This is a genomic window from Pseudomonas sp. S3E12, assembly GCF_001702295.1.
Lineage (GTDB): Bacteria > Pseudomonadota > Gammaproteobacteria > Pseudomonadales > Pseudomonadaceae > Aquipseudomonas > Aquipseudomonas marginalis.
Map to the genome: position 1 here is coordinate 488,038 of NZ_MBDT01000032.1, position 20,518 is coordinate 508,555.

The 20,518-nt window shown below is 62.5% G+C and carries 19 protein-coding genes; 12 read left to right on the forward strand and 7 right to left on the reverse strand.

The window, feature by feature from the left end; genetic code table 11:
- Nucleotides 1–86: 86 nt before the first annotated feature.
- The 3 genes from BB029_RS26470 to BB029_RS26480 all read left to right on the forward strand — a co-directional run bounded on the left by BB029_RS26470 (nt 87) and on the right by BB029_RS26480 (nt 5,008).
- Nucleotides 87–1,736, forward strand: a complete 1,650-nt coding sequence (locus BB029_RS26470; RefSeq protein WP_065941444.1) for a VRR-NUC domain-containing protein — start codon at nt 87–89, stop codon at nt 1,734–1,736.
- Nucleotides 1,733–3,985, forward strand: coding sequence for an ATP-dependent DNA helicase (locus tag BB029_RS26475; protein WP_065941445.1), 2,253 nt, complete (start codon nt 1,733–1,735; stop codon nt 3,983–3,985). The genes BB029_RS26470 and BB029_RS26475 overlap by 4 nt, the downstream gene beginning before the upstream one ends.
- 81 nt (nt 3,986–4,066) lie before the next feature.
- A complete protein-coding gene (locus BB029_RS26480; protein ID WP_065941446.1) occupies nt 4,067–5,008 on the forward strand; it encodes an alpha/beta fold hydrolase in 942 nt (313 codons plus the stop codon).
- 4 nt (nt 5,009–5,012) lie between these two features.
- Here BB029_RS26480 and BB029_RS26485 read toward each other — a convergent pair whose 3' ends face one another.
- Both BB029_RS26485 and BB029_RS26490 read right to left on the reverse strand, forming a co-directional pair.
- The gene (locus tag BB029_RS26485; RefSeq protein ID WP_065941447.1) at nt 5,013–5,963 is read right to left on the reverse strand and encodes an alpha-E domain-containing protein; all 951 of its coding nucleotides are present in this window, start codon (nt 5,961–5,963) and stop codon (nt 5,013–5,015) included.
- A 2-nt stretch (nt 5,964–5,965) separates the two neighbouring features.
- On the reverse strand, nt 5,966–7,375 hold the full coding sequence (locus BB029_RS26490; protein WP_065941448.1) for a circularly permuted type 2 ATP-grasp protein: 1,410 nt from the start codon (nt 7,373–7,375) through the stop codon (nt 5,966–5,968).
- 595 nt (nt 7,376–7,970) lie between these two features.
- Here BB029_RS26490 and BB029_RS26495 point away from each other — a divergent pair.
- The 3 genes from BB029_RS26495 to BB029_RS33925 all read left to right on the forward strand — a co-directional run bounded on the left by BB029_RS26495 (nt 7,971) and on the right by BB029_RS33925 (nt 8,947).
- Nucleotides 7,971–8,516: a hypothetical protein gene (locus BB029_RS26495; RefSeq protein ID WP_027605795.1), complete on the forward strand. Its 546-nt coding sequence runs from the start codon at nt 7,971–7,973 to the stop codon at nt 8,514–8,516.
- Nucleotides 8,517–8,588: 72 nt separating this feature from the next.
- Entirely contained in the window at nt 8,589–8,801 is a 213-nt protein-coding gene (locus BB029_RS26500; protein WP_065927576.1) for a hypothetical protein, read from the forward strand.
- Nucleotides 8,802–8,812: 11 nt separating this feature from the next.
- A complete protein-coding gene (locus tag BB029_RS33925; protein ID WP_256097785.1) occupies nt 8,813–8,947 on the forward strand; it encodes a hypothetical protein in 135 nt (44 codons plus the stop codon).
- Here BB029_RS33925 and BB029_RS26505 read toward each other — a convergent pair.
- From BB029_RS26505 to BB029_RS26520, 4 genes are all read right to left on the reverse strand, one after another.
- A complete protein-coding gene (locus BB029_RS26505) occupies nt 8,938–10,290 on the reverse strand; it encodes a sodium:proton antiporter (protein ID WP_065941449.1) in 1,353 nt (450 codons plus the stop codon). The genes BB029_RS33925 and BB029_RS26505 overlap by 10 nt on opposite strands.
- Nucleotides 10,291–10,374: 84 nt before the next feature.
- Nucleotides 10,375–11,619 carry an EAL domain-containing response regulator gene (locus tag BB029_RS26510; RefSeq protein WP_065941450.1) on the reverse strand — a complete coding sequence of 415 codons (1,245 nt, stop codon included), beginning with the start codon at nt 11,617–11,619 and terminating at the stop codon, nt 10,375–10,377.
- 9 nt (nt 11,620–11,628) lie between these two features.
- Entirely contained in the window at nt 11,629–12,015 is a 387-nt protein-coding gene (locus tag BB029_RS26515; RefSeq protein ID WP_065941451.1) for a response regulator, read from the reverse strand.
- Nucleotides 12,000–13,349: a HAMP domain-containing sensor histidine kinase gene (locus BB029_RS26520; protein ID WP_065941759.1), complete on the reverse strand. Its 1,350-nt coding sequence runs from the start codon at nt 13,347–13,349 to the stop codon at nt 12,000–12,002. Before BB029_RS26520 ends, BB029_RS26515 begins: the two co-directional genes overlap by 16 nt.
- Nucleotides 13,350–13,484: 135 nt before the next feature.
- Between BB029_RS26520 and BB029_RS33420 the strand changes: the two genes are divergently transcribed.
- From BB029_RS33420 to xylB, 6 genes are all read left to right on the forward strand, one after another.
- The gene (locus BB029_RS33420) at nt 13,485–13,637 is read left to right on the forward strand and encodes a hypothetical protein (protein ID WP_168166843.1); all 153 of its coding nucleotides are present in this window, start codon (nt 13,485–13,487) and stop codon (nt 13,635–13,637) included.
- A 164-nt stretch (nt 13,638–13,801) separates the two neighbouring features.
- Nucleotides 13,802–15,334 (forward strand): sugar ABC transporter ATP-binding protein, encoded by a 1,533-nt coding sequence (locus tag BB029_RS26525; protein ID WP_065941452.1) that lies wholly within the window; start codon nt 13,802–13,804, stop codon nt 15,332–15,334.
- The gene (locus BB029_RS26530; protein ID WP_027605811.1) at nt 15,327–16,304 is read left to right on the forward strand and encodes a ribose ABC transporter permease; all 978 of its coding nucleotides are present in this window, start codon (nt 15,327–15,329) and stop codon (nt 16,302–16,304) included. The genes BB029_RS26525 and BB029_RS26530 overlap by 8 nt, the downstream gene beginning before the upstream one ends.
- 34 nt (nt 16,305–16,338) lie before the next feature.
- Nucleotides 16,339–17,271 carry an ABC transporter substrate-binding protein gene (locus BB029_RS26535; protein WP_065941453.1) on the forward strand — a complete coding sequence of 311 codons (933 nt, stop codon included), beginning with the start codon at nt 16,339–16,341 and terminating at the stop codon, nt 17,269–17,271.
- Nucleotides 17,272–17,292: 21 nt separating this feature from the next.
- On the forward strand, nt 17,293–18,285 hold the full coding sequence (locus tag BB029_RS26540) for a LacI family DNA-binding transcriptional regulator (protein WP_065941454.1): 993 nt from the start codon (nt 17,293–17,295) through the stop codon (nt 18,283–18,285).
- A gap of 16 nt (nt 18,286–18,301) precedes the next feature.
- Nucleotides 18,302–19,762, forward strand: a complete 1,461-nt coding sequence (xylB, locus tag BB029_RS26545; protein WP_065941455.1) for a xylulokinase — start codon at nt 18,302–18,304, stop codon at nt 19,760–19,762.
- 284 nt (nt 19,763–20,046) lie between these two features.
- On the opposite strand, the gene BB029_RS26550 is transcribed toward xylB, so the two are convergent.
- Nucleotides 20,047–20,490: an Lrp/AsnC family transcriptional regulator gene (locus tag BB029_RS26550; RefSeq protein ID WP_027605815.1), complete on the reverse strand. Its 444-nt coding sequence runs from the start codon at nt 20,488–20,490 to the stop codon at nt 20,047–20,049.
- Between the last annotated feature and the right edge of the window lie 28 nt (nt 20,491–20,518).

Consider the following 20,518-nt stretch of genomic DNA (forward strand, 5'->3'; position numbering starts at 1 on the left):
CGTGCGCCATTTATCTATTACCGATTGCAACACAGTATGGGGAACGGCACTCTGTATGCATAACCAGTATTTGACCTGCGCCCGCCATGCCCAATCCCCTCGACGATCCGCTCTATTACCTGCATAACTTCCGCCAGGTCCTGCATTGGCTGGGGCAACGCTATGCCGATCTGCTCGACCCTGACGAACAGCATTTCATTCAGCAATTCGACAGGTTGCCGCAAGCGTCCCAGGCGCTGTTGGTGCGCATGGTGATGCGCAAGGGCGTGCATTTTCGCGCGGGCAAGCTGCACTACGTGGAGATCGGTTGCCCCCATGCCGCTGCCGCGCCTTTGCGGGAATTGGGATGGGTGGACGACAACCATCTTCTGGCATTTGAAGCATTATTCGCCTTGCTGCAAAAAGGCGAGATCCTCAGCACCTTCGCCCCCTGGATCGACCAGCCCAAGGGCAAGAAGGCCGATTGGCTGGACGGGTTGGCGGCGCAGTTCACCGACACGCGCCGTTTCGCCGACTGGTGCCCGGACCTCGCCGACACGCTGTACAGCCTCACCGTGATGGAGTTATGCGACCGCCTGCGGCTGATGTTCTTCGGCAACCTGCATCAGGACTGGTCCGAGTTTGTCCTCGCCGACCTGGGCATCTACACCTATGAAAAAGTCGAGTTCTGCGCCGAATCGCGGGGGTTGCGCAGCCGCGCCGACGTGCACGGTTTTCTGTTCCTGCACCAATGCCAGCAGGCGTTTGAACGCGGTGAGGCGCTGGCGCAGGTGCTGGCTGAAGTGGCCACGCTGAACACCGACAACCCCTGGCTGGAAAAGCGCCGGGCCAAGCTGTTGTTCCAGCTCGGCCAGTATTGCGAGCGCAGTGCCGAGTTGGACCTGGCGCAGCAGGTCTACCGCACCTGCGCTTATCCCGGCGCCCGCGCGCGGCTGATTCGCGTGCTGGAGCGCCAGGAGGATTACGCCCAGGCCATGGCCCTGGCAAGCGTCGCGCAACAAGCACCGGAAAGTGCCGCCGAACAGCAGCACCTGTTGCGCGTCATGCCCCGCCTGCGCCGCAAGCTGGGCGAACCCCGGCTGCCGACGCTCAAATCCCGTGAAGTCACGCGCCTGGACCTGGAACTTGCGCTGCCGGAGCCGTTGATGTCGGTGGAGTCCTGTGTCCAGGCCCACCTGAGCGCACCTGATGCACCGGTGCACTATGTCGAGAACGGCCTGATCAATTCGCTGTTCGGCTTGCTGTGCTGGGATGCGATCTTCGCGCCGTTGCCGGGGGCGTTTTTCCACCCGTTCCAGCGCGGGCCGGCGGACCTGCACAGCGAAGACTTCCACGCGCGCCGCGCCCCCCTGTTTGACGCGTGTTTTGCGCAACTGCAGGACGGGCGCTACATGACCACCATCCGCCAACGCTACCTCGATAAGTGGGGGATCCAGTCGCCCTTTGTGTTCTGGAACCTGCTCAGTGAAGACCTGCTGGAACAAGCCTTGGCCTGCCTGCCGGCTGAACACCTGCGCTACTGGTTCGAACGGCTGCTGCTGGACATCCGCGCCAACCGCGCCGGCATGCCGGACCTGATCCAGTTCTGGCCGGCGCAAAAGACCTACCGCATGATCGAGGTCAAGGGCCCTGGCGATCGCCTGCAAGACAACCAGCTGCGTTGGCTGGAGTTCTGCGGCGAATACCAGATGCCCGTCACCGTCTGCTACGTACGCTGGGCGGAGCACCCCGCTTGAGCTACAGCGTAGCCGTGCGGGCGCTGTGTGAGTTCACCGCCAAGGTGGGCGATCTGGACCTGCGCTTTACCCCGTCGCCCAGCGCCCAGGAAGGTATAGCGGGCCATCGCACCGTTGCTTCGCGACGCAGCGCGCACTACCAGAACGAAGTGGCCCTCGAAGGCGACTACCAGCAACTGAAGGTGCGGGGCAGGGCAGACGGCTATGACCCGGACGCCAACCGCCTGGAAGAAGTGAAGACCTATCGCGGCGACCTGGCTGCCCAGCCCGCCAACCACCGGCAACTGCATTGGGCCCAGGCCAAGGTGTACGGCTGGTTGATGTGCCAGAAGCTTGGCCTCACGGATATCGACGTGGCGCTGGTGTATTTCGATATCGTCGGCGAAGGCGAAACCCTGCTCAATCAACGTTTCCAGGCGGACGAGCTGCAAGCGTTCTTCAACCAGCAATGTGCACTGTTTCTCGGCTGGGCCCGCCAGGAAATGCAGCACCGCGAGGCGCGCGACGCTGCGGCGCAGACCTTGGGTTTCCCCCATGCCGATTTTCGCCCCGGCCAACGGACGCTGGCCGAGTCGGTGTACAAGGCTGTCAGCACCGGCCGTTGCCTGATGGCCCAGGCCCCCACGGGCATCGGCAAGACCATCGGCACGATCTTCCCGCTGCTCAAGGCCCTGGCGCCCCAGCAACTGGACAAGGTGTTTTTCCTCACCGCCAAGACCCCCGGTCGCAAACTCGCCCTCGATGCAGCCAAGGTGCTGCAGGCCAGCAGCGACCTGCCCCTGCGCGTTCTCGAACTGGTGGCGCGGGACAAGGCCTGCGAGCACCTGGACAAGGCCTGTCACGGCGACGCCTGCCCCTTGGCCAAGGGCTTCTACGACCGTTTGCCCGCCGCGCGCCTTGCCGCGTCCAGGGTCCGCCTGCTCGACCAACACAACCTTCGCGATGTCGCCCTCGCTCACGGGGTGTGCCCCTATTATCTGAGCCAGGAAATGGCACGCTGGGCCGACCTGGTGGTTGCCGACTACAACTACTATTTCGACTTCGGTGCCATGCTCTTCGGCCTGGCCCAACTCAGCCAATGGCGCGCTGCCGTGCTGGTGGACGAAGCCCACAACCTGGTCGAGCGCGCCCGTTCGATGTACAGCGCGAGCCTCGACCAGTACAGCCTGAAGATCCTGCGCGACACCGCGCCCGAGCCGCTGAAGAAACCCCTGCAGCGCCTCAACCGCGAATGGAACGCCCTGCACAAGGACCAGCTCGCGCCGTACCAGGCCTACAGCTTGCGCCCGGACAAACTGCTCCAGGCCCTGAACCTGTGCACCAGCGCCCTGGGCGATTACTTCAACGACCACCCCGAAGCCCTCAGTGGTGACCTGCAAGCCTTCTACTTCGAAGCCCTGCAATTTACCAAGGTCGCCGAGCTGTTCAACGAGCACTTTATCTTCGACATCAGCAAGCGCCAGCTCGGCGGCAAACGCAGCAGCTCGACCTTGTTCCTGCGCAACGTGGTACCCGCCGAATTCATCCGGCCGCGCTTGACGGCGGCCCGCAGCAGCGTGTTGTTTTCCGCCACCTTGAGCCCTCGCCACTATTACGCCGACCTGCTGGGGTTGCCAGCGGACACGGCCTGGGTCGACGTGGAATCGCCGTTCAAGGCCGAACAACTGCACGTGCGCATCGTCGGCGACATCTCCACCCGCTTCGTGCATCGCCAAGCCTCGCTGGCGCCGATTGTCGAGCTGATCGCCCGTCAGTTCGCCCGGCAACCGGGCAACTACCTGGCGTTTTTCTCAAGCTTTGATTACCTGCAACAGGTGGCACAACTGCTCGCCGAAACTCACCCGCAGATCCCGCTGTGGCAACAGTCGCGGGGCATGGCCGAGGCCGAACGCCAAGGCTTTCTCGATCAATTCACCGAACACAGCCAAGGCGTCGGCTTTGCCGTGCTGGGCGGCGCGTTCGGTGAAGGCATCGACTTGCCGGGCACACGCCTGATCGGCGCATTTATCGCCACCCTGGGATTGCCGCAACTCAACCCGGTCAACGAGCAGATAAAACTGCGCATGGCGGCGATTTTTGGCGCAGGGTACGACTACACCTACCTGTACCCCGGCATCCAAAAGGTCGTGCAGGCGGCGGGGAGGGTGATCCGCAGCCAGCACGACCGGGGCGTGGTGATGTTGATGGATGATCGGTTCGGGGAGGCGCGGGTCCGCCAGTTGTTGCCGGAATGGTGGACGGTTTATTGAGCTATTCCTGCCATCAATAATGCTGGTTCTTGCACAACGGATCCCCCAGGCTAGGCAAAACCTCCAGGAAAGGCCCCGCCCATGAGCCAACTGCCCCCGCAAAAGATCCCTGTAAACGGTATTGAGCTATGGGTGCATGTCTCGGGGCCGGAACAGGGTCGCCCCATCTGGCTGCTCCATGGGTTTCCCGAGTGCTGGCACTCCTGGCGTGAACAGATTCCGGCGTTGGCAGCGGCAGGTTATCGGGTGTTTGTCCCACAAATGCGCGGTTACGGGCCATCGAGTTCGCCCGCCGAGATCGCCGACTATGACCTGTTGACCCTGTGTGGCGATATTCAGCAGGCCATGGATCACTTCGGTCATGATCAGGTCACCATGGTCGGCCATGACTGGGGCGCCGTGGTGGCCTGGCACCTGGCGTTGCTCGAGCCGGAGCGCGTCACTCGGTTGATCACGATGTCTGTGCCTTTTGCCGGGCGTGCTCGTCGGCCGGTGATCGACATCATGCGCGAGCTGTATGCCGACCGCTTCAATTACATCCTGTATTTCCAGGAACCGGGTGTAGCTGAGCAGGAACTGGATGCCGATATCGAACGCACCTTGCGCCTGTTCATGCAAGACCAGGATGTGTTTCTACAGCAGAAACCGGCCACCGCCACGTTGCTTGAGGGCACTTCAACGCCCGGTGCATTGCCGCGTTGGTGTTCACAGGCAGACCTCGACGTGTACGTACAAACCTTCGCCGGACAGGGCTTTCGCGGCCCGTTGAACTGGTACCGTAATTTCGAACGCAACTGGCAGCGCACCGAGTTCCTCGCCGGCCGCCAGGTGTTGCAGCCGACCTTGTTCCTGATTGGCGACCGCGACCCGGTGGGCGTATTCGAGGCCCATACGCTCAAACGCATGCCCGAATGCGTGCCGCAGTTGGAGCTGCACGTGTTGGCCAACTGCGGGCACTGGATCCAGAACGAGCAGGGCGCGCGGGTTAACACGTTGCTGCTCGATTTCCTGGGCCGGCACTGAACCGTCAGACCACTTCCAGGTAGGAACTGTGGATCGCACGCGCCAACTCGCGCACGGTGTCGATGAACTCCGTGAGACGGCTATGCAGGCCGTCTTCGAGAATCTCATCAATCCCGGTATACCTCAGCCGCGCCTCGAACTCCGCCGCCAGGCGCTGTGCGGTGCGCCCGTAACTGCCGGGCAGGTCCGCGAGGATATGACTCAACTCTTCGATACAGGCATGCAACGAACGCGGCACGTCACTGCGTAATAACAGCAACTCCGACACCGACCGCGCATTCAGCGCATTCGGATACAGCTCCGTATACGCCTCGAACGACGACAACGCGCGGAGCAGGGCGCTCCACTGGTAATACCCGCGTGCCGACAGGTCGCTGACTTCTTCCGACTCTTCGCCGAACATCTCGTAGCGCGCGTCCAGCAGGCGCAGGGTGTTGTCCGCGCGTTCGACAAAGGTGCCCAGGCGAATGAAGCGATAGGCGTCGTTGCGCATGATGGTCCCCGAGGTCGCGCCGCGGAACAGGTGCGAACGCTGCTTGACCCAGTCACAGAAGTGGCTGATGCCATGGCGTGCCAAGCCGCCGGCGGCGATGCTGCGCATTTCCAGCCAGGTGGCGTTGAGGTTTTCCCACATATCGGCGGTGATGCGCCCGCGCACCGCATGGGCATTGCCCCGCGCGGCGCGCAGGCAGTTGTAGATGCTGGCCGGGTTTTCTTCGTCGAGGGCGAAGAAGTGCAGCATGCGCTCGGCATCCAGGGTTTGGTGGCGCTCCAGGTAACTGTCCAGGGTGCCGCTGCTGAGCAACGACATCGCCAGTTCGTCCAGGCCATCGCTACGCCCGGCCTGGGGCATCAGCGACAGCGAGTAACTGACTTCGAGCATGCGCGCCAGGTTCTCGGCGCGCTCCAGGTAGCGGGACATCCAATACAGATCTGCGGCGGTTCTACTCAACATACTCAGCCCTCCACCACCCAGGTGTCCTTGGTTCCGCCGCCTTGCGACGAGTTGACGATCAACGAGCCTTCCTTCAGCGCCACACGGGTGAGGCCTCCCGGCACCAGGCGGGTTTCCTTGCCCGAGAGCACAAAGGGCCGCAGGTCGATATGCCGGGGCGCGATGCCGTTTTCGACAAAGGTCGGGCAGGTGGACAGGCTCAGGGTCGGTTGGGCGATATACGCATGGGGGCGGGCCTTGATGCGTTGGCGGAAGTCTTCGATCTCGGCGGCGCTGGAAGCGGGGCCTACCAGCATGCCGTAGCCGCCGGAGCCCTGGGTTTCCTTGACCACCAGGTCGGCGAGGTTGGCCAGTACGTGGGACAGTTCATCCGGCTTGCGGCACTGGAAGGTCGGCACGTTTTGCAGGATCGGCTCTTCATCCAGGTAAAACTTGATCATCGCCGGCACATAGGGATAGATCGATTTGTCGTCCGCCACGCCGGTGCCGATGGCATTGGCCAGCACCACATTGCCGGCGCAATAGGCCGCGACCAGCCCTGGCACGCCGAGCATGGATTCAGGGTTGAACGCCTGCGGGTCGAGGAAGGCGTCGTCGATACGCCGGTAGATCACGTCCACCGCCTTGGGCCCGTCGGTGGTGCGCATGAACACCTTGAGGTCGTGCACGAACAGGTCGGCGCCTTCCACCAGCTCCACGCCCATTTCCCGCGCCAGGAACGCATGTTCGAAGAACGCGCTGTTGAAGCGCCCGGGTGTCAGCACCACCACGTTGGGGTTGTCCAGGCGACTGGCGCTTTTCAGGGTCTTGAGCAGCAGGTTGGGGTAGTGGTCCACCGGCGCGATACGCTGCTTGGCGAACACTTCGGGGAACAGGCGCATCATCATCTTGCGGTCTTCGAGCATGTAGCTCACGCCGCTGGGGGTGCGCAGGTTGTCTTCGAGCACGTAGTAGGTGCCGTCGCCATCGCGTACCAAGTCCACCCCCGAGATGTGGGAATAAATATCGCGGTGCAGGTCCAGGCCGACCATGGCCTTCTGGTAACCCTCGTTGCCCAGCACCTGGTCGGCCGGAATGATCCCGGCCTTTATGATGCGCTGGTCGTGGTAGATGTCGGCGAGGAACATGTTCAGTGCATTGACGCGCTGGATACAACCGCGTTCGATCACGCTCCATTCACTGGCGGGGATGCTGCGGGGGATGATGTCGAAGGGGATCAGGCGCTCGGTGTCCTGCTCGTCGCCATAAAGGGTGAAGGTGATTCCCGCGCGATGGAAGAGCAGATCGGCTTCGCGACGGCGCTGGGCCAGCAATTCCGGCGGCGTGTTGGCCAGCCAGCGGGAGAAGTCCTGATAGTGCGCACGGCACACGCCGTTTGCGTCATTCATTTCATCGAAGAAAGATCGAGCCATTCCAGTACCTTGTCAGTGCCGAGGGTTGCCTTGGGTGGCACTGCCGCTTTAAAAAACGCATTTTTTTATGAGCCCGTGGCTGATGGTGCCACCGGGCCTGGTCCTTACTTTCTTATGGGGTCGGCTCTGGGTCGGGGGGTAACGAATGTTCCTGTATTCGGGCAGATGAATGGATAAAGCAATGCGTGTGCCGGAATGGGCATCCCGCGCTGATTTCCCATTGTGGTGAGCGGGCCTTCTGGGGTTACCAGGCTTCTGGGGTGAGCTGGACTGTTGTGGTGAGCTGGACTGCTGGGGGAGCCGGACTGCTGTGGTGAGCGGGCTTGCTGTGGTGAGCGGGCTTGCCCCGCGTTGGAGTGCGAAGCGCTCCCAAGTTTTTTTGGGGCCGCTGCGCAGCCCAACGCGGGGCAAGCCCGCTCACCACAACAAGCCCGATCACCATATTAAGCCCGCTTATCACACAAAAAAGGCAGGCAACGACAAGGCTGCTCACCATAAGGGAGCGGTTTGCGCACCGCGATGGTGCAACAACAAACTTGAACTTCGCCACGGCCCGATTCTTCTAAGGGGTTTAAGCCCAGCAGGGAGCACGGATGTGCCCAGAATCATTTCACCCGACACCCCGGAAGCGAACCTGGCCGACCACAGCGAGCACAACGCCAAGATCTTCGGCTCGCCCAAGGACCGCCTGGACTTCTACCGTCGCGAAATCCAATACGAAACCACCATCCTCGCCAACCGTACCGATGCCTACCTGACCGCGCAGTCGTTCCTGGTGATTGCCTTTGTCTCCGGCATGGGCAACCTCAACCCGGAGTGGGGCAAGTTGTTCACCCTGGTGGTGCCGGTGTTCCTGACGCTGCTCGGCATACTCAGTTCCCTGAATGCCTGGCCGGGGATCCGCGCCGCGTACGAAATCATTGACCACTGGCACTACAAGCAGAGCGAACTGCTGCGCAGCGAGCCGGTGATGGGCATGGCCTACGATGAGTCGCCGCTGTTTTCCGAAATGGAGTCGTCCCATAAGGGCTACCGCAAGTCGCTGCTGTTCTCCATGCGTGCGCCGTGGCTGTTCATGGTGTTCTGGGTGTTGCTGGGGGCGTACGCGTTTTATATCCAGGTGGATAACCCGGGCTCTTAAGCAATTGGAACTTCAGTGGCCGGCACGGGACCTTACCTTTACGCAGTCTGCGTTTTTCAAACGAGGTGAGCCATGAGCACAGACAAAGACCCCCAGACCAGCAACCGTAACGACCCGGCAATCGACGGCGGCGAACCGGCCCCAGGCACGGCGGCCGATGCACCGAAAGACCCGAAACCCGCCGCCGACCCCAAAGCCAGGGAAAACGACTACAGTCCAGACTTCAAGCCTGAGCGCGAGCCCAAGCCTGAAACCGATGCCGATATCGACACCCAAGGCGGTTAGAGGAGACGGTCATGTCCAAAGAACTGGAAGAAGAACTCAACGATCCGGGCAATGAAGACCCGGGTTCCCTGATGGATGATGCAGAAGTACCGCTCAATGATCTGGATGACGCGGCGGATGTGGGCAATACCGAGCGTCAGGACTGAGCTTTCGCCTGGGCACGTCGTTCATACCACGCGAGCATCGGCTGGGTACTCAAGCCATGAACGACGATGCTCAAGGCGATCACTGACAACGTCAGGTTCACCGCCACCGCGCTGCTGGTGCCGACAAGGCCATGGTTGAGCGCGTAGAACAGGTAGTAGATGCTGCCGATTCCGCGAATCCCGAACCAGCCCATCAGTCCGCGCTGCTGGCGATCGACCAGGCGACCCCAGGGCATCGCAAACACACTGACCGGTCGAATCACGCAGAACAGCAACGCCGCCAACGGCAATGCCCGCCAATCCCAATGACTGGCCAGCACGATGCCGAGCACCGTGACCAGGAACACTTCCATCGAGCGCTCCACCAGGCTGCCGAACGAGAGCATGTCGCCCATCATTACGCCGGCGGCGATCTGGGTCTCGGCCAGCTCACTCACATCCCCTTGCAGGGCGTGCTCCGGTTCCACTTCAAGATGACCCACCACCGGCAGCGCCAAATGCTCCGATGGCGTGTGGGAGTGGCCGGTTGACCTGAACTCTGCCTGACGCAGCCCGAGCCCGGCGGCGAACACTGACAGAAAGCCGTAACCCCCCACCGCTTCGGCTACCACGTAGGCCAGGGCGATCAGGGCGAGGGTCAGGTAGTCATTCGGAGAGAGCGTACTATCACTGTTGTTGACGCGTAGCCACAGGGTCGTGCGGCCAATGCCCCGGCCCATCCAGTAACCGATCAACAGCCCTGCCGGCACCGCCCACAGCAGGTTCTTCAACGCCCAACCGCCTAGCCAGTCACCGTCAAAGCCGCCGTGCTGCATGAAGACCAAGGCAAAAATCACAAAGGGAAAGGCCGTGCCATCGTTTAACCCGGCTTCTCCGGACAAACCGAAGCGCAGCGCATCGTAATCCTGTGCATTATTGACCTGTACCAGGCCCGCCAGCACCGGATCGGTCGGCGCGAGAATGGCACCCACCAGCAGCGACACCCCCCATGACAGTTCAAACACGTAATGCAGCGCCAGGCAGCTGCCGAGGATGGTCAACAGCATGACTGGCCCGGCCATGCCGAACGCGATGCGCCAGGTGCGATGGCCCAGGGGTAGGCGCAGTTTGAGCCCGCTGACGAACAGTGAAAACAGCACCGCGACTTCGGTGAGGTGCTCCATCCAGCGCGCAGACTGCTTGATGTCCAGGTGCAGCAGGTCCACGCCGAGGGGGCCGATGCCCACGCCCAGCAACAGGCACACCGCCGAGGTGGTCACCGGCATCCAGCGCAGGTAAGAAGAGGTGAGGGCAAGGGTCAGCAGCACGGCACCGAGGACGGCCATCCATAGAATAAAAGTCATCGGGAGGGTATCCAGGGCCGTGGTCTATTCACGTTCGAGGCGTATCGCCGACTGCAGGTTCAATGTGATTGCGTCGCTTTGAATTCATTGGCGATGGATCAGCAGGCGCTCCAGGTCTTCAGTGGGCAGCGGCCTGCTGAACAGGTAGCCCTGGATCTGATCGCAGCCGGCCTCCTTGAGGAACGCCAATTGCGCCTGGGTTTCCACACCTTCGGCCACCACCCGCAGGTTCAGGCTATGGGCCAACTCGATAATGGTGCGGGTGATCGCGGCATCCTGGGGGTTGCTGGTGACCTCGCGAATAAACGCAATGTCGATCTTCAGCGTGTCGATGGGGAAGCGTCGCAGGTAGGCCAGGCTCGAATAGCCGGTACCGAAGTCGTCGATGGAGATCTTCACCCCCATGGCGTGCAGGCGTTGCAGGCTGTCGATGGTGTGCTGGGTATTCTCCATCAGCGAGCCTTCGGTCAGTTCCACTTCCAGCCAATGGGGTTCGACGCCGGTCTCATTGAGAATACGCGCGATATCGGCAATCAGGTCGCCCTCGATCAACTGGTGGCCGGAGACGTTCACCGACACCTCGACGGCGCCAATCGCGCTGCGCCGCCACGTCGCAATCTGCTGGCACACGCTGCGGATCACCCAGCGGCCCACCTCCACGATCAAGCCCAGGCTTTCAAGGATAGGCACGAATATCGCTGGCGATACCGCGCCGTAACCCGGGCGCTCCCAACGCAGCAGTGCCTCCAGGGCGCAGATCTGCCCATCGGCCAACGCGACTTTTGGCTGGTAGTGCAGGGTGAATTCCTCGCGCTCCACGGCCAGGCGCAGGGCGTTTTCCAGGTCCTGGCGGGCCAGGTCGTGCACGTTCATCCGTGCGCTGTCAACGGCATGGTGTTGCAGTTGCTGCTCAAGCAACTGGCTATGGCGCTTAAGTTGATCGCCGTGGCTTTTGAGCCGCAGCAGGTTGCGCACCCGCAGCCACAGTTCGACCCGCTCCACCGGCTTGCTGATGAACTCCTCGGCACCGGTTTCCAGGCCACTGACCCGTGCACTCGACTCGCTGAGAGCCGACAGCATGATGATCGGAATGCTCGCCGTGGCCGCATCGCCCTTGAGCTGGCTGGCCACTTCGTAGCCGTCCATGCCCGGCATCATGATGTCCAGCAGGATCAGGTCAGGTGGCTGTTTGGCCACCAGTTGCAAGGCTTCCTCGCCGCTGGCCGCCGTGAGGGTCTGGTAGCCCTCGTGTTGCAACAGGGTTTCCAGCAGCTTGCGAACCTGGGGTTCGTCATCAACGATCAACAGCGTTGCGGGTTGGCTGGCCATGGAGAGGACTCATCTGAGGGGGGAGAGGGTGGTGTGTTGCAACAGCGTGTCGATCACCTGGTACAGCTCTTTGTAGCGCAGCGGCTTGCTGATGTAGGCATCGCAACCGGCCAACCGGGTCTTTTCACGGTCTTCCTTCATGGCCATGGCGGTGAGGGCAATCACCGGGATATGGGCGGTGTGCGGATCCTGTTTGAGCAGCGCGGTAGCGGCCAGGCCGTCCATGCCCGGCAGCTGGATGTCCATCAGGATCAGCGCCGGTTGGGCTTCACGGGCCAGGGTCAGCCCGCTCTCGGCGTCGGCGGCCCACACCACCGTGTGCCCGACGTTGACCAGCAGCAGTCGGGCCAGGCGCATATTGGCCTCGTTGTCTTCGACGATCAGGATATGGGCCATCCAGCCTCCGTGCCGCGGTGGAGTGGCAGCCACACCACAAACCGGGCGCCCTGGCCTTCACGGCTGGCCACCGCAACGCTGCCACCGTGCAGGTCGACCAGTTGCTTGACCATCGCCAGCCCCAGGCCAGTGCCTTCGAATTTGCGCGCCAGGCTGCTGTCGATCTGGCTGAAGGCCTTGAACAGCTTGCCCATGTCCTCCTCGGCGATACCGATACCGGTGTCGCTGATGCTCAATTCGAGGAACTGCTGGTGGGCGCTGGGTTGCAGGGCAAACCCGTGCATCGGCCAATCGCCGGGCACTCGCCCGACCTGTGCGCGGGCCACCTGGCGCACCGCCAGGGTCACGGAACTGCCGTGGGCGCTGAACTTCACCGCATTGGCCAGCAGGTTGTAGATGATTTGCTTGGTCTTGCGCAGGTCCAGCGCCAGTGTGCCGAAGTCGCCCTGGCTTTCGAGCTTCAACTGGATGCGTTGCAGGGCGGCTTTTTCGCGCACGATCAACAGGCTGTTGGACAACAGGCCCGCCAACTCGACGGCTTCCAACTCCAGGTCCATCATCCCGGCTTCGACCTTGGACAGGTCGAGAATGTCGTTGATCAGCGACAACAGGTGCTGGCCGCTGGTAAAGATGTCGCCGATGTATTCGCGCTGGGTCTCACTCATGTCGCCCACCAGCCCGTCCTTCAACGCCTCGGAAAAACCGATCACCGCATTCAGCGGTGTGCGCAATTCGTGGGACATGGTGGCGAGGAACTCGGACTTCATATGGCTGGCATGTTCCAGCTCCAGGTTCTTTTCCTCCAGCGCGCGCTCAAAGCCCTTGCGTTCGGCTTCTTCGTGTTTGCGTGCGGTGTTGTCGGTGCCGATCAGCAGGTAACCGATGATGGTGTCATGCCGGTTGCGCAGCGCCGTCACCGAGACCATGGCCGACAGCCGGCTGCCGTCCTTGCGGATATAGGTCAGCTCGTAAATATCCTCGATGCCGCGGGACGCCTTGAACACCAACGCTTCGAAGCCCGGCGTGATCGGCGTGTCCAGCTCCAGGCTGAGGGCGGCGGCGCGGGTGATCAGTTCGTCGGGGTCGGAGATATCGGCGGGGGTAATGCGGTTGAGGACATCCTCGGCGGCATAGCCGAGCATGCGTTCGGCGCCGACATTGAAAATCTGGATCACGCCCTTTTCATCGGTGGCGATGCTAGAGAAGTAGGCGCTGTTGAAGATTGCGTCTTGCAGGGCACCGGTTTTCAGCAGGGTCTTCTGGCGTTTGAATTCGACGATTTTTTCAGCCCGTGATTGGGCTTCAAGCGGTGGTCCAGTGACGGGTTTGTCCATGGCGGTGTTTTCCAGGCAGATCGGCCCGGCCATGTCGATGACAGGGCCGCAGAGCATGCTCACAGAAAATCGCGTGGACGCGATGAGGAGGAGATGAGGTCCCCGGACAATAGCAGATACTGCCCGCACTTCGGTATGGATACACTCAAACGAGTGTACGCCGGCAAAGGGCGGCGGGCCGCCAGGCAGGGCAGGCGACGTTCGGTCATGTGCAGCGGCAAAGGGTTGACCATGGCCTTGAAAGCCCGCGCGGATAACACCCTGGTGCACCTGCTGCCAAAACGTTAAAAATGCCAAAATGACACTTTATGCGCTTGATGAAACGTTTCTTCTAGCGACAAACGGACTGCGCAAGCGCTTGCGTAAGTAAATGTATCTGATTAGAGTCGGTGGCAATCGGCTCTGATCAAAGGGGGCTGAACGACAAAAATAATAAAACCAGGAGCTCATTGATGAGCCTTGAACCCTTGCTTGAGATGCAGGGCATCAGCAAAACCTTCAACGGTTTGCGCGTGCTCAAGAATGTCGGCCTGAAGGTCTACCCCGGCGAAATCCACGCCTTGATGGGGGAGAACGGCGCCGGCAAATCGACCCTGATGAAAATCCTCTCCGGCGCTTACCAGGCCGATCCCGGCGGTGAAATCCGCATGGCCGGCCAGCCCGTCGCCACCTTTACCCCCGCCACCGCCAAAGCCCTCGGCATCGCCGTGATCTACCAGGAATTGAGCCTGTGCCCGAACCTGAGCGTGGCCGAGAACATCTACCTGGGCCGCGAACTGCGCCGTGGCTGGACCATCGACCGCAAGGGCATGCAAGCCGGTTGCGTCGAAGTGCTGCAACGCCTGGGCGCCGAATTCACCCCGGCCACTAAGGTCAGCAGCCTGTCGATTGCCGAGCGTCAGCTGGTGGAAATTGCCCGGGCCTTGCACGCCCACGCCAGGATCCTGGTGATGGACGAACCGACCACGCCGTTATCGTCCCGCGAGACCGACCGTCTGTTTGCGCTGATCAAGCAACTGCGCAGCCAGGGCCTGGCGATCATCTACATCAGTCATCGCATGGCCGAGATCTATGAACTGTCGGACCGTGTCTCGGTGCTGCGCGACGGCCAATACATCGGCGAACTGAGCCGCGACGCACTGTCGGCCGAAGTCCTCGTGAAGATGATGGTGGGCCGCGATCTGTCCGGTTTCTACAAGAAGGAACATGCCGCCTACGACCCCGGTGCGGTGGTGATGCGCGTGCGTGACATGGCCGATGGCAAGCGCGTGCGTAACTGCAGCTTCGACCTGCATGCCGGTGAAGTGCTGGGTATCGCCGGGCTGGTCGGGGCAGGGCGCACCGAGCTGGCGCGGCTGATCTTCGCCGCCGATCCGCGCACCAGCGGCACCCTGGAAGTGGTGGGCAAGACCGTGACCCAACTGCGCAACCCGGCGGATGCGATTCGTGCCGGCGTGGTGTACCTCACCGAAGACCGCAAGGCCCAGGGCCTGTTCCTGGACATGAGCGTGGCCGACAACATCAACGTCTGCGCCTGTGTGCCGGATGCCCGTGCCGGTGGTGTGCTCGACTGTGGCCATGGCTTGAAACGTGCCAATGATGCAATCAAGTCACTGTCGATTCGCGTGGCGTCGGGCAAGGTCAATGTCGGCACGCTGTCCGGCGGCAACCAGCAGAAGGTCCTGCTGGCGCGGCTGCTGGAGGTCAAGCCCCACGTGCTGATCCTCGACGAACCCACACGCGGCGTGGACATCGGCTCCAAATCCGAGATCTACCGCATCATCAATCAACTGGCGCAGGCCGGCGTGGGCATCGTGGTGATCTCCAGCGAGCTGCCGGAAATCATCGGCACCTGCGACCGGGTGCTGATCATGCGCGAAGGCCAGTTGGTGGCCGAAGTCGGCGGGGCCTCCGGTCACGTCATCTCCCAGGAACGTATTATTGACCTCGCCACCGGTGGCGATCAGGTGGTTGCCCATGGCTGATTCAATGATTGCTACAACAGGCAAGGCCGAACGTGCCCGCGAACTGATGCGCACGGTCGGCATGTTGCCGGTGCTGATTTTGCTGCTGGTGGGCTTCGCCCTGGCCAGCGAGAACTTCCTGACCATGCAGAACCTGTCGATCATCACCCAGCAGGCCTCGGTCAACGTGGTGCTGGCGGCGGGCATGACCTTTGTGATCCTCACCGCGGGGATCGACCTGTCGGTGGGGGCGATCCTGGCGGCGTCGGCCGTGGTGGCGCTGCAGGCGTCGATGTCGCCGCAGTTCGGCATGTTCGGGATTGCGGCCGGTATCGGCTTCGGCCTGCTGCTGGGCCTGGTCAACGGTGGGCTGATTGCCTTCATGCGCCTGCCGCCGTTTATCGTCACCCTTGGCGCACTCACCGCCATGCGCGGACTGGCGCGTCTGCTGGCGGATGACAAGACCGTGTTCAACCCCGACCTGCCGTTTGCCTTTATCGGCAACGACTCGATCCTCGGCGTGCCCTGGCTGGTGGTGATCGCCGTGGCAGTGGTGGCGCTGTCGTGGTTCATCCTGCGCCGCACGGTGATGGGCGTGCAGATCTATTCGGTGGGCGGCAACCCCGAAGCGGCGCGACTCTCCGGGATCAAGGTTTGGAAGGTGCTGCTGTTCGTCTACGCCATGTCCGGCGCCTTGGCCGGGCTGGGTGCGGTGATGAGCGCCTCGCGCCTGTTCGCCGCCAATGGCCTGCAACTGGGGCAATCCTACGAGCTGGATGCGATTGCCGCGGTGATCCTCGGCGGCACCAGTTTTACCGGCGGTGTCGGCACCATCGGCGGCACGCTGATCGGCGCGCTGATTATCGCGGTACTCACCAATGGCCTGGTGCTGCTGGGGGTGTCGGACATCTGGCAGTACATCATCAAGGGCATCGTGATCATCGGCGCGGTCGCGCTGGATCGCTATCGCCAGTCCGGTGCACGGACCTGATTTCACTCATACAACAATCACAAGAGAGACCCGCATGAACCTTAAACGCATGTTTCCCGTCATTGCCTTGGCTGCCCTGATGTCCCAAGCCGCAGAGGCCCGCGAACTCAAGGCCCTGGGCATCAGCATGGGCTCGCTCGGCAACCCGTATTTCGTAACCCTGGCCGATGGCGCCACGGCCCGGGCCAAGGAGCTGAACCCCAACGTCAAGGTCACCTCGGTGTCCGCCGACTACGACCTGAGCAAGCAATTTTCGCAGATCGACAACTTTATCTCGTCCAAGGTCGACCTGATCCTGATCAACGCCGTCGACCCGTCGGCCATGGCCTCGGCGATCAAGAAAGCCCGCGATGCCGGCATCGTGGTGGTGGCGGTGGATGTGGACGCCAAGGGCGTGAATGCCACCGTGCAGACCGACAACGTCGAAGCCGGCAAGCTGGCCTGCCAATACCTGGTGGACAAGCTTGCCGGCAAGGGCAACGTGATTATCCAGAACGGTCCGCAAGTCACCGCCGTGACCGACCGCGTCAAAGGCTGTAAAGCCGCATTGGCCGGCGCGCCGGAGATCAAGGTGCTGTCCGACGACCAGGACGGCAAAGGCTCCCGCGAAGGCGGCCTGAACGTGATGCAGGGCTACCTCACGCGCTTCCCGAAAATCGACGGCCTGTTTGCGATCAACGACCCCCAAGCCATCGGCAGCGACCTGGCGGCCAAGCAGCTCAAGCGCAGCGGCATTATCATCACGTCGGTGGACGGCGCGCCGGATATCGAGAACGCGTTGAAGACCGACACCCAGATCCAGGCGTCAGCCAGCCAGGACCCGTGGGCCATGGCGCAGACGGCGGTGAGTGTCGGCAATGACCTGCTCAACGACAAGGCCCCGGCCGAAGCGGTGACCCTGCTCACGCCAAAACTGATCACCCGCGACAACGTCGGTACGTACAGCGGCTGGTCGAGTAAACATTGATAGCGTGAGAGGAACAGCGTCGTGGTGACCATGGATGACGTGGCAAGCAGGGCGGGGGTGTCGACGTCGACCGTGTCACACGTGTTGAACGGCACCCGCAAGGTCAGCCCGGCCACGGTGCTGGCGGTGCGGCGGGCGATCCAGGAACTGGGGTATATCCCCAACACCCTGGCGCGCTCGCTGGCGCGGTCCAGTACCAACACGATTGGCGTAGCGATTTCGGCGCTGTCCAACCATTACTTCAGCGAGACGGTGCACGCGATTGAAACCGAGTGCGCCAAACACGGCTACATGATGCTGTTTGTCGACACCCACGACGACCCGGAGCAGGAGCTGCGGGTGGTCACGGCGCTGCATCATCGGCGGGTCGACGGTATTGTGCTGGCGCCGTCGAACGGTTCGATGGCCCTGGAGTACATGCGCGCCAACGAGATTCCGGCGGTGTTGGTGGACCGCATGATGAGCGAGCAGTTTGACCAGGTCGGGGTGGAGAATACCCAGGCCACCCAGGCCCTGATTGAACACCTGATCGGGCACGGGCACCGCCGCATCGGCTTTATCGCCGGGCGCACGGGGTTCAGCACCACGGATGAGCGGGTAGCGGGTTACCGCGCGGCGTTGCACGCGGCGGGGCTGGCCTTCGATCCGCAGCTGCTGGTCAACGGCGGCTCCAACACCGAGCCGGCGCGCCAGGCCACGGTGCAGTTGCTGGGCCTGGCTTCGCCACCCACGGCGATCATGGCCGGCAATAACCTGATGACCCTCGGCGCGATGCACGCCCTGCGTGACGCGCAGCTCGACGTGCCGAGACAAATGGCCCTGGTGGGCTTTGATGATTTTGACTGGGCGGATTTTTTCGTGCCGCGCCTGAGCCTGATCGCACAGCCGGTCAAGGCCCTTGGCGCCCGCGCGGTCGACCTGTTGCTGCAACGCATGGCGTCGCCTGACGCAGCGCCCCAGAGCGTGCGCCTGGCGCCGACCCTGCAGTTACGTAACTCCTGTGGCTGTCATTGATGGGAATAACACACGCATGAACAGTCCTGTTTCCCTGGGCATTGACCTGGGCACGTCGGAACTCAAAGCCATCCTCATGGACGCCACGGGCGCGGTGCTGGCCCATGCCGGCGTGCGCTTGAGCGTGTCGCGCCGGCACAGCGGCTGGTCTGAACAGGCACCGGAAGACTGGTGGCAAGCCTGCTTGCAGGCGTTGCAGCAACTGCGCCAGCACCAGGCGTTTACCCGCGTGGCCTGTATCGGCCTGTCGGGGCAGATGCACGGCGCGGTGTTGCTGGGGGCGGACAACCGCGTGTTGTACCCGGCGATCCTGTGGGACGACTCCCGTGCCGTGGCCGAGGCCGAACAACTGGGTCCCGGCTTCGCCGACGTCACCGGCAGCCTGCCCATGGCCGGGCTGACCGCGCCGAAACTGCTGTGGCTGCAACGGCATGAGCCCGAGGTGTTCCAGGCGATTGATTGCGTGCTGTCGCCCAAGGATTACCTGCGCTTGCGCTTGAGTGGCGAGCGCATCAGCGAGATGTCCGACGCGGCGGGTACGTTGTGGCTGGATGTGGCGCGGCGGGCATGGTTTACCCCTATGGTTCGCGCTACAGGCCTTACGCCCGGGCAATTGCCCAGGCTGGTGGAGGGTGGTGCGGCGAGCGCGCTGTTGACGGCCACGGGACTGGGCCTGTCAGCTGAGGTGGTGATTGCCGGCGGTGGCGGTGACAACCCTGTGGCGGCGGTCGGCATCGGCGCGGTCAACGCCGGTGATGGCTTTATTACCCTTGGCACCAGCGCCGCCATTGTTGCGATCACCGATCACGCTGCAGGCAACCCGGCCAGTGCAGTGCACAGCTTCTGCCACGCGCTGCCCAACCGCTGGTACACCATGGGTGCCATGCTCGCCGGCGCCAGTTGCCTGCGCTGGGTCACACGGCTGACGGGCATGGCCGATGAACAGACGTTGCTGGAGCAGGTACAGGCGCAGTTGCCGATTGAACAGCACGTGCCTTTGGGGACGCCGTTGTTCCTGCCGTACCTGGCCGGCGAACGCACACCCCACAACGATCCTTTGCTGCGCGGCGGTTTCATGAACCTGGGCCACGACTGCACGCCGGCGATGCTCGGTTATGCGGTGATGGAAGGGGTGGGTTTCGGTTTGCTTGATGCGTTGCGCGCGGTGCAATCGACCGGCGCCGACGTGGGAGCCTTTGCCCTGGTGGGCGGCGGTGCGCGCAGTGAGTACTGGGCGCAGCTGCTGGCGAATATCCTGCAGCGGGAGATCTTCACGTTGCAGGGCAGTGAATTGAGCGCGTGTATTGGCGCGGCGAAGCTCGGGTTTGTGGCGATGGGGCAGGGGGCGGATCTGCTCGCGGCGGGGATGCCGGTCAAAGCCCGGTACACACCTGACCTGACGCAGCAGCCGGTGTTGGAGGCGCGTTATCGCAAGTTTCAAAGTTTGCTGCCCGCTGCAAAGGCCCTTCACGACTAGGCTCCTTTGGCGAGCGGGGCTGTTGTGGTGAGCGGGCTTGCCCCGCGCTGGGCTGCGAAGCAGCCCCAATAAAGGCACCGCGTTTATCCAGGCATAGTGAGTAGTCAGGTTTAGGGGCCGCTTCGCGCCCCAGCGCGGGGCAAGCCCGCTCACCACAGCAAGCCCGCTCACCACAGCAAGCCTGCTCACTACAACAGGCCTGCTTGCCACAACAAGCCCGCCTGCCACAGGAAGCCTGCTCACCACACCCGGCCCACTCTCCACAAGAATCGGTGTGTTGCGGTTCAGTCGTTGGTCAGCGGCGGCAAACGTCGCTTTACCGGGGTTTTCTTGACGATGGCGGTGTTGGTTTCGGCGTAGGCATTGATCCGATCCAGCAGGCTGTCGAGATGGTCCATGGTGCGCACATGCAGGCGCGCGATGAAGCAGTCTTCGCCGGTGACCTTGTCGCATTCGGTGAATTCGGGGATCGCCTGGATCTGGCGCTCCACCTCCTGCAATTTGCCGGGCAGGGGGCGGATGCGCACGATGGCTTGCAGCAGGTAACCGAAGTGCCTGGGGTCGATGTCGACGGTGTAGTGAGTCAGCACGCCGCGTTCTTCCAGGCGGCGCAGGCGTTCGCCCACACTGGGCGAGGACAGCCCGGTGATGCCCGCCAGGGCCTTGAGGGATAGCCGCGAGTCATCCATCAAGGCGGCGATCAGTTGCTGGTCGATGGTGTCGATCATGGTGTTCGCCTAATAAGAAAAGGTGATT

Bases quoted from the DNA above. Each gene is read 5' to 3' on its own strand.
- BB029_RS26535 (WP_065941453.1), top strand. From the start codon at position 16,339: ATGAACCTTAAACGCATGTTTCCCGTCATTGCCTTGGCTGCCCTGATG.
- BB029_RS26520 (WP_065941759.1), bottom strand. From the start codon at position 13,349: ATGGACAAACCCGTCACTGGACCACCGCTTGAAGCCCAATCACGGGCT.
- BB029_RS26550 (WP_027605815.1), bottom strand. From the start codon at position 20,490: ATGATCGACACCATCGACCAGCAACTGATCGCCGCCTTGATGGATGAC.
- BB029_RS26510 (WP_065941450.1), bottom strand. From the start codon at position 11,619: ATGGCCAGCCAACCCGCAACGCTGTTGATCGTTGATGACGAACCCCAG.
- BB029_RS26505 (WP_065941449.1), bottom strand. From the start codon at position 10,290: ATGACTTTTATTCTATGGATGGCCGTCCTCGGTGCCGTGCTGCTGACC.
- BB029_RS26525 (WP_065941452.1), top strand. From the start codon at position 13,802: ATGAGCCTTGAACCCTTGCTTGAGATGCAGGGCATCAGCAAAACCTTC.
- BB029_RS26485 (WP_065941447.1), bottom strand. From the start codon at position 5,963: ATGTTGAGTAGAACCGCCGCAGATCTGTATTGGATGTCCCGCTACCTG.
- BB029_RS26490 (WP_065941448.1), bottom strand. From the start codon at position 7,375: ATGGCTCGATCTTTCTTCGATGAAATGAATGACGCAAACGGCGTGTGC.
- BB029_RS26530 (WP_027605811.1), top strand. From the start codon at position 15,327: ATGGCTGATTCAATGATTGCTACAACAGGCAAGGCCGAACGTGCCCGC.
- BB029_RS33420 (WP_168166843.1), top strand. From the start codon at position 13,485: ATGGATACACTCAAACGAGTGTACGCCGGCAAAGGGCGGCGGGCCGCC.
- BB029_RS26470 (WP_065941444.1), top strand. From the start codon at position 87: ATGCCCAATCCCCTCGACGATCCGCTCTATTACCTGCATAACTTCCGC.
- BB029_RS26515 (WP_065941451.1), bottom strand. From the start codon at position 12,015: ATGGCCCATATCCTGATCGTCGAAGACAACGAGGCCAATATGCGCCTG.
- xylB (WP_065941455.1), top strand. From the start codon at position 18,302: ATGAACAGTCCTGTTTCCCTGGGCATTGACCTGGGCACGTCGGAACTC.
- BB029_RS26500 (WP_065927576.1), top strand. From the start codon at position 8,589: ATGAGCACAGACAAAGACCCCCAGACCAGCAACCGTAACGACCCGGCA.
- BB029_RS33925 (WP_256097785.1), top strand. From the start codon at position 8,813: ATGTCCAAAGAACTGGAAGAAGAACTCAACGATCCGGGCAATGAAGAC.
- BB029_RS26480 (WP_065941446.1), top strand. From the start codon at position 4,067: ATGAGCCAACTGCCCCCGCAAAAGATCCCTGTAAACGGTATTGAGCTA.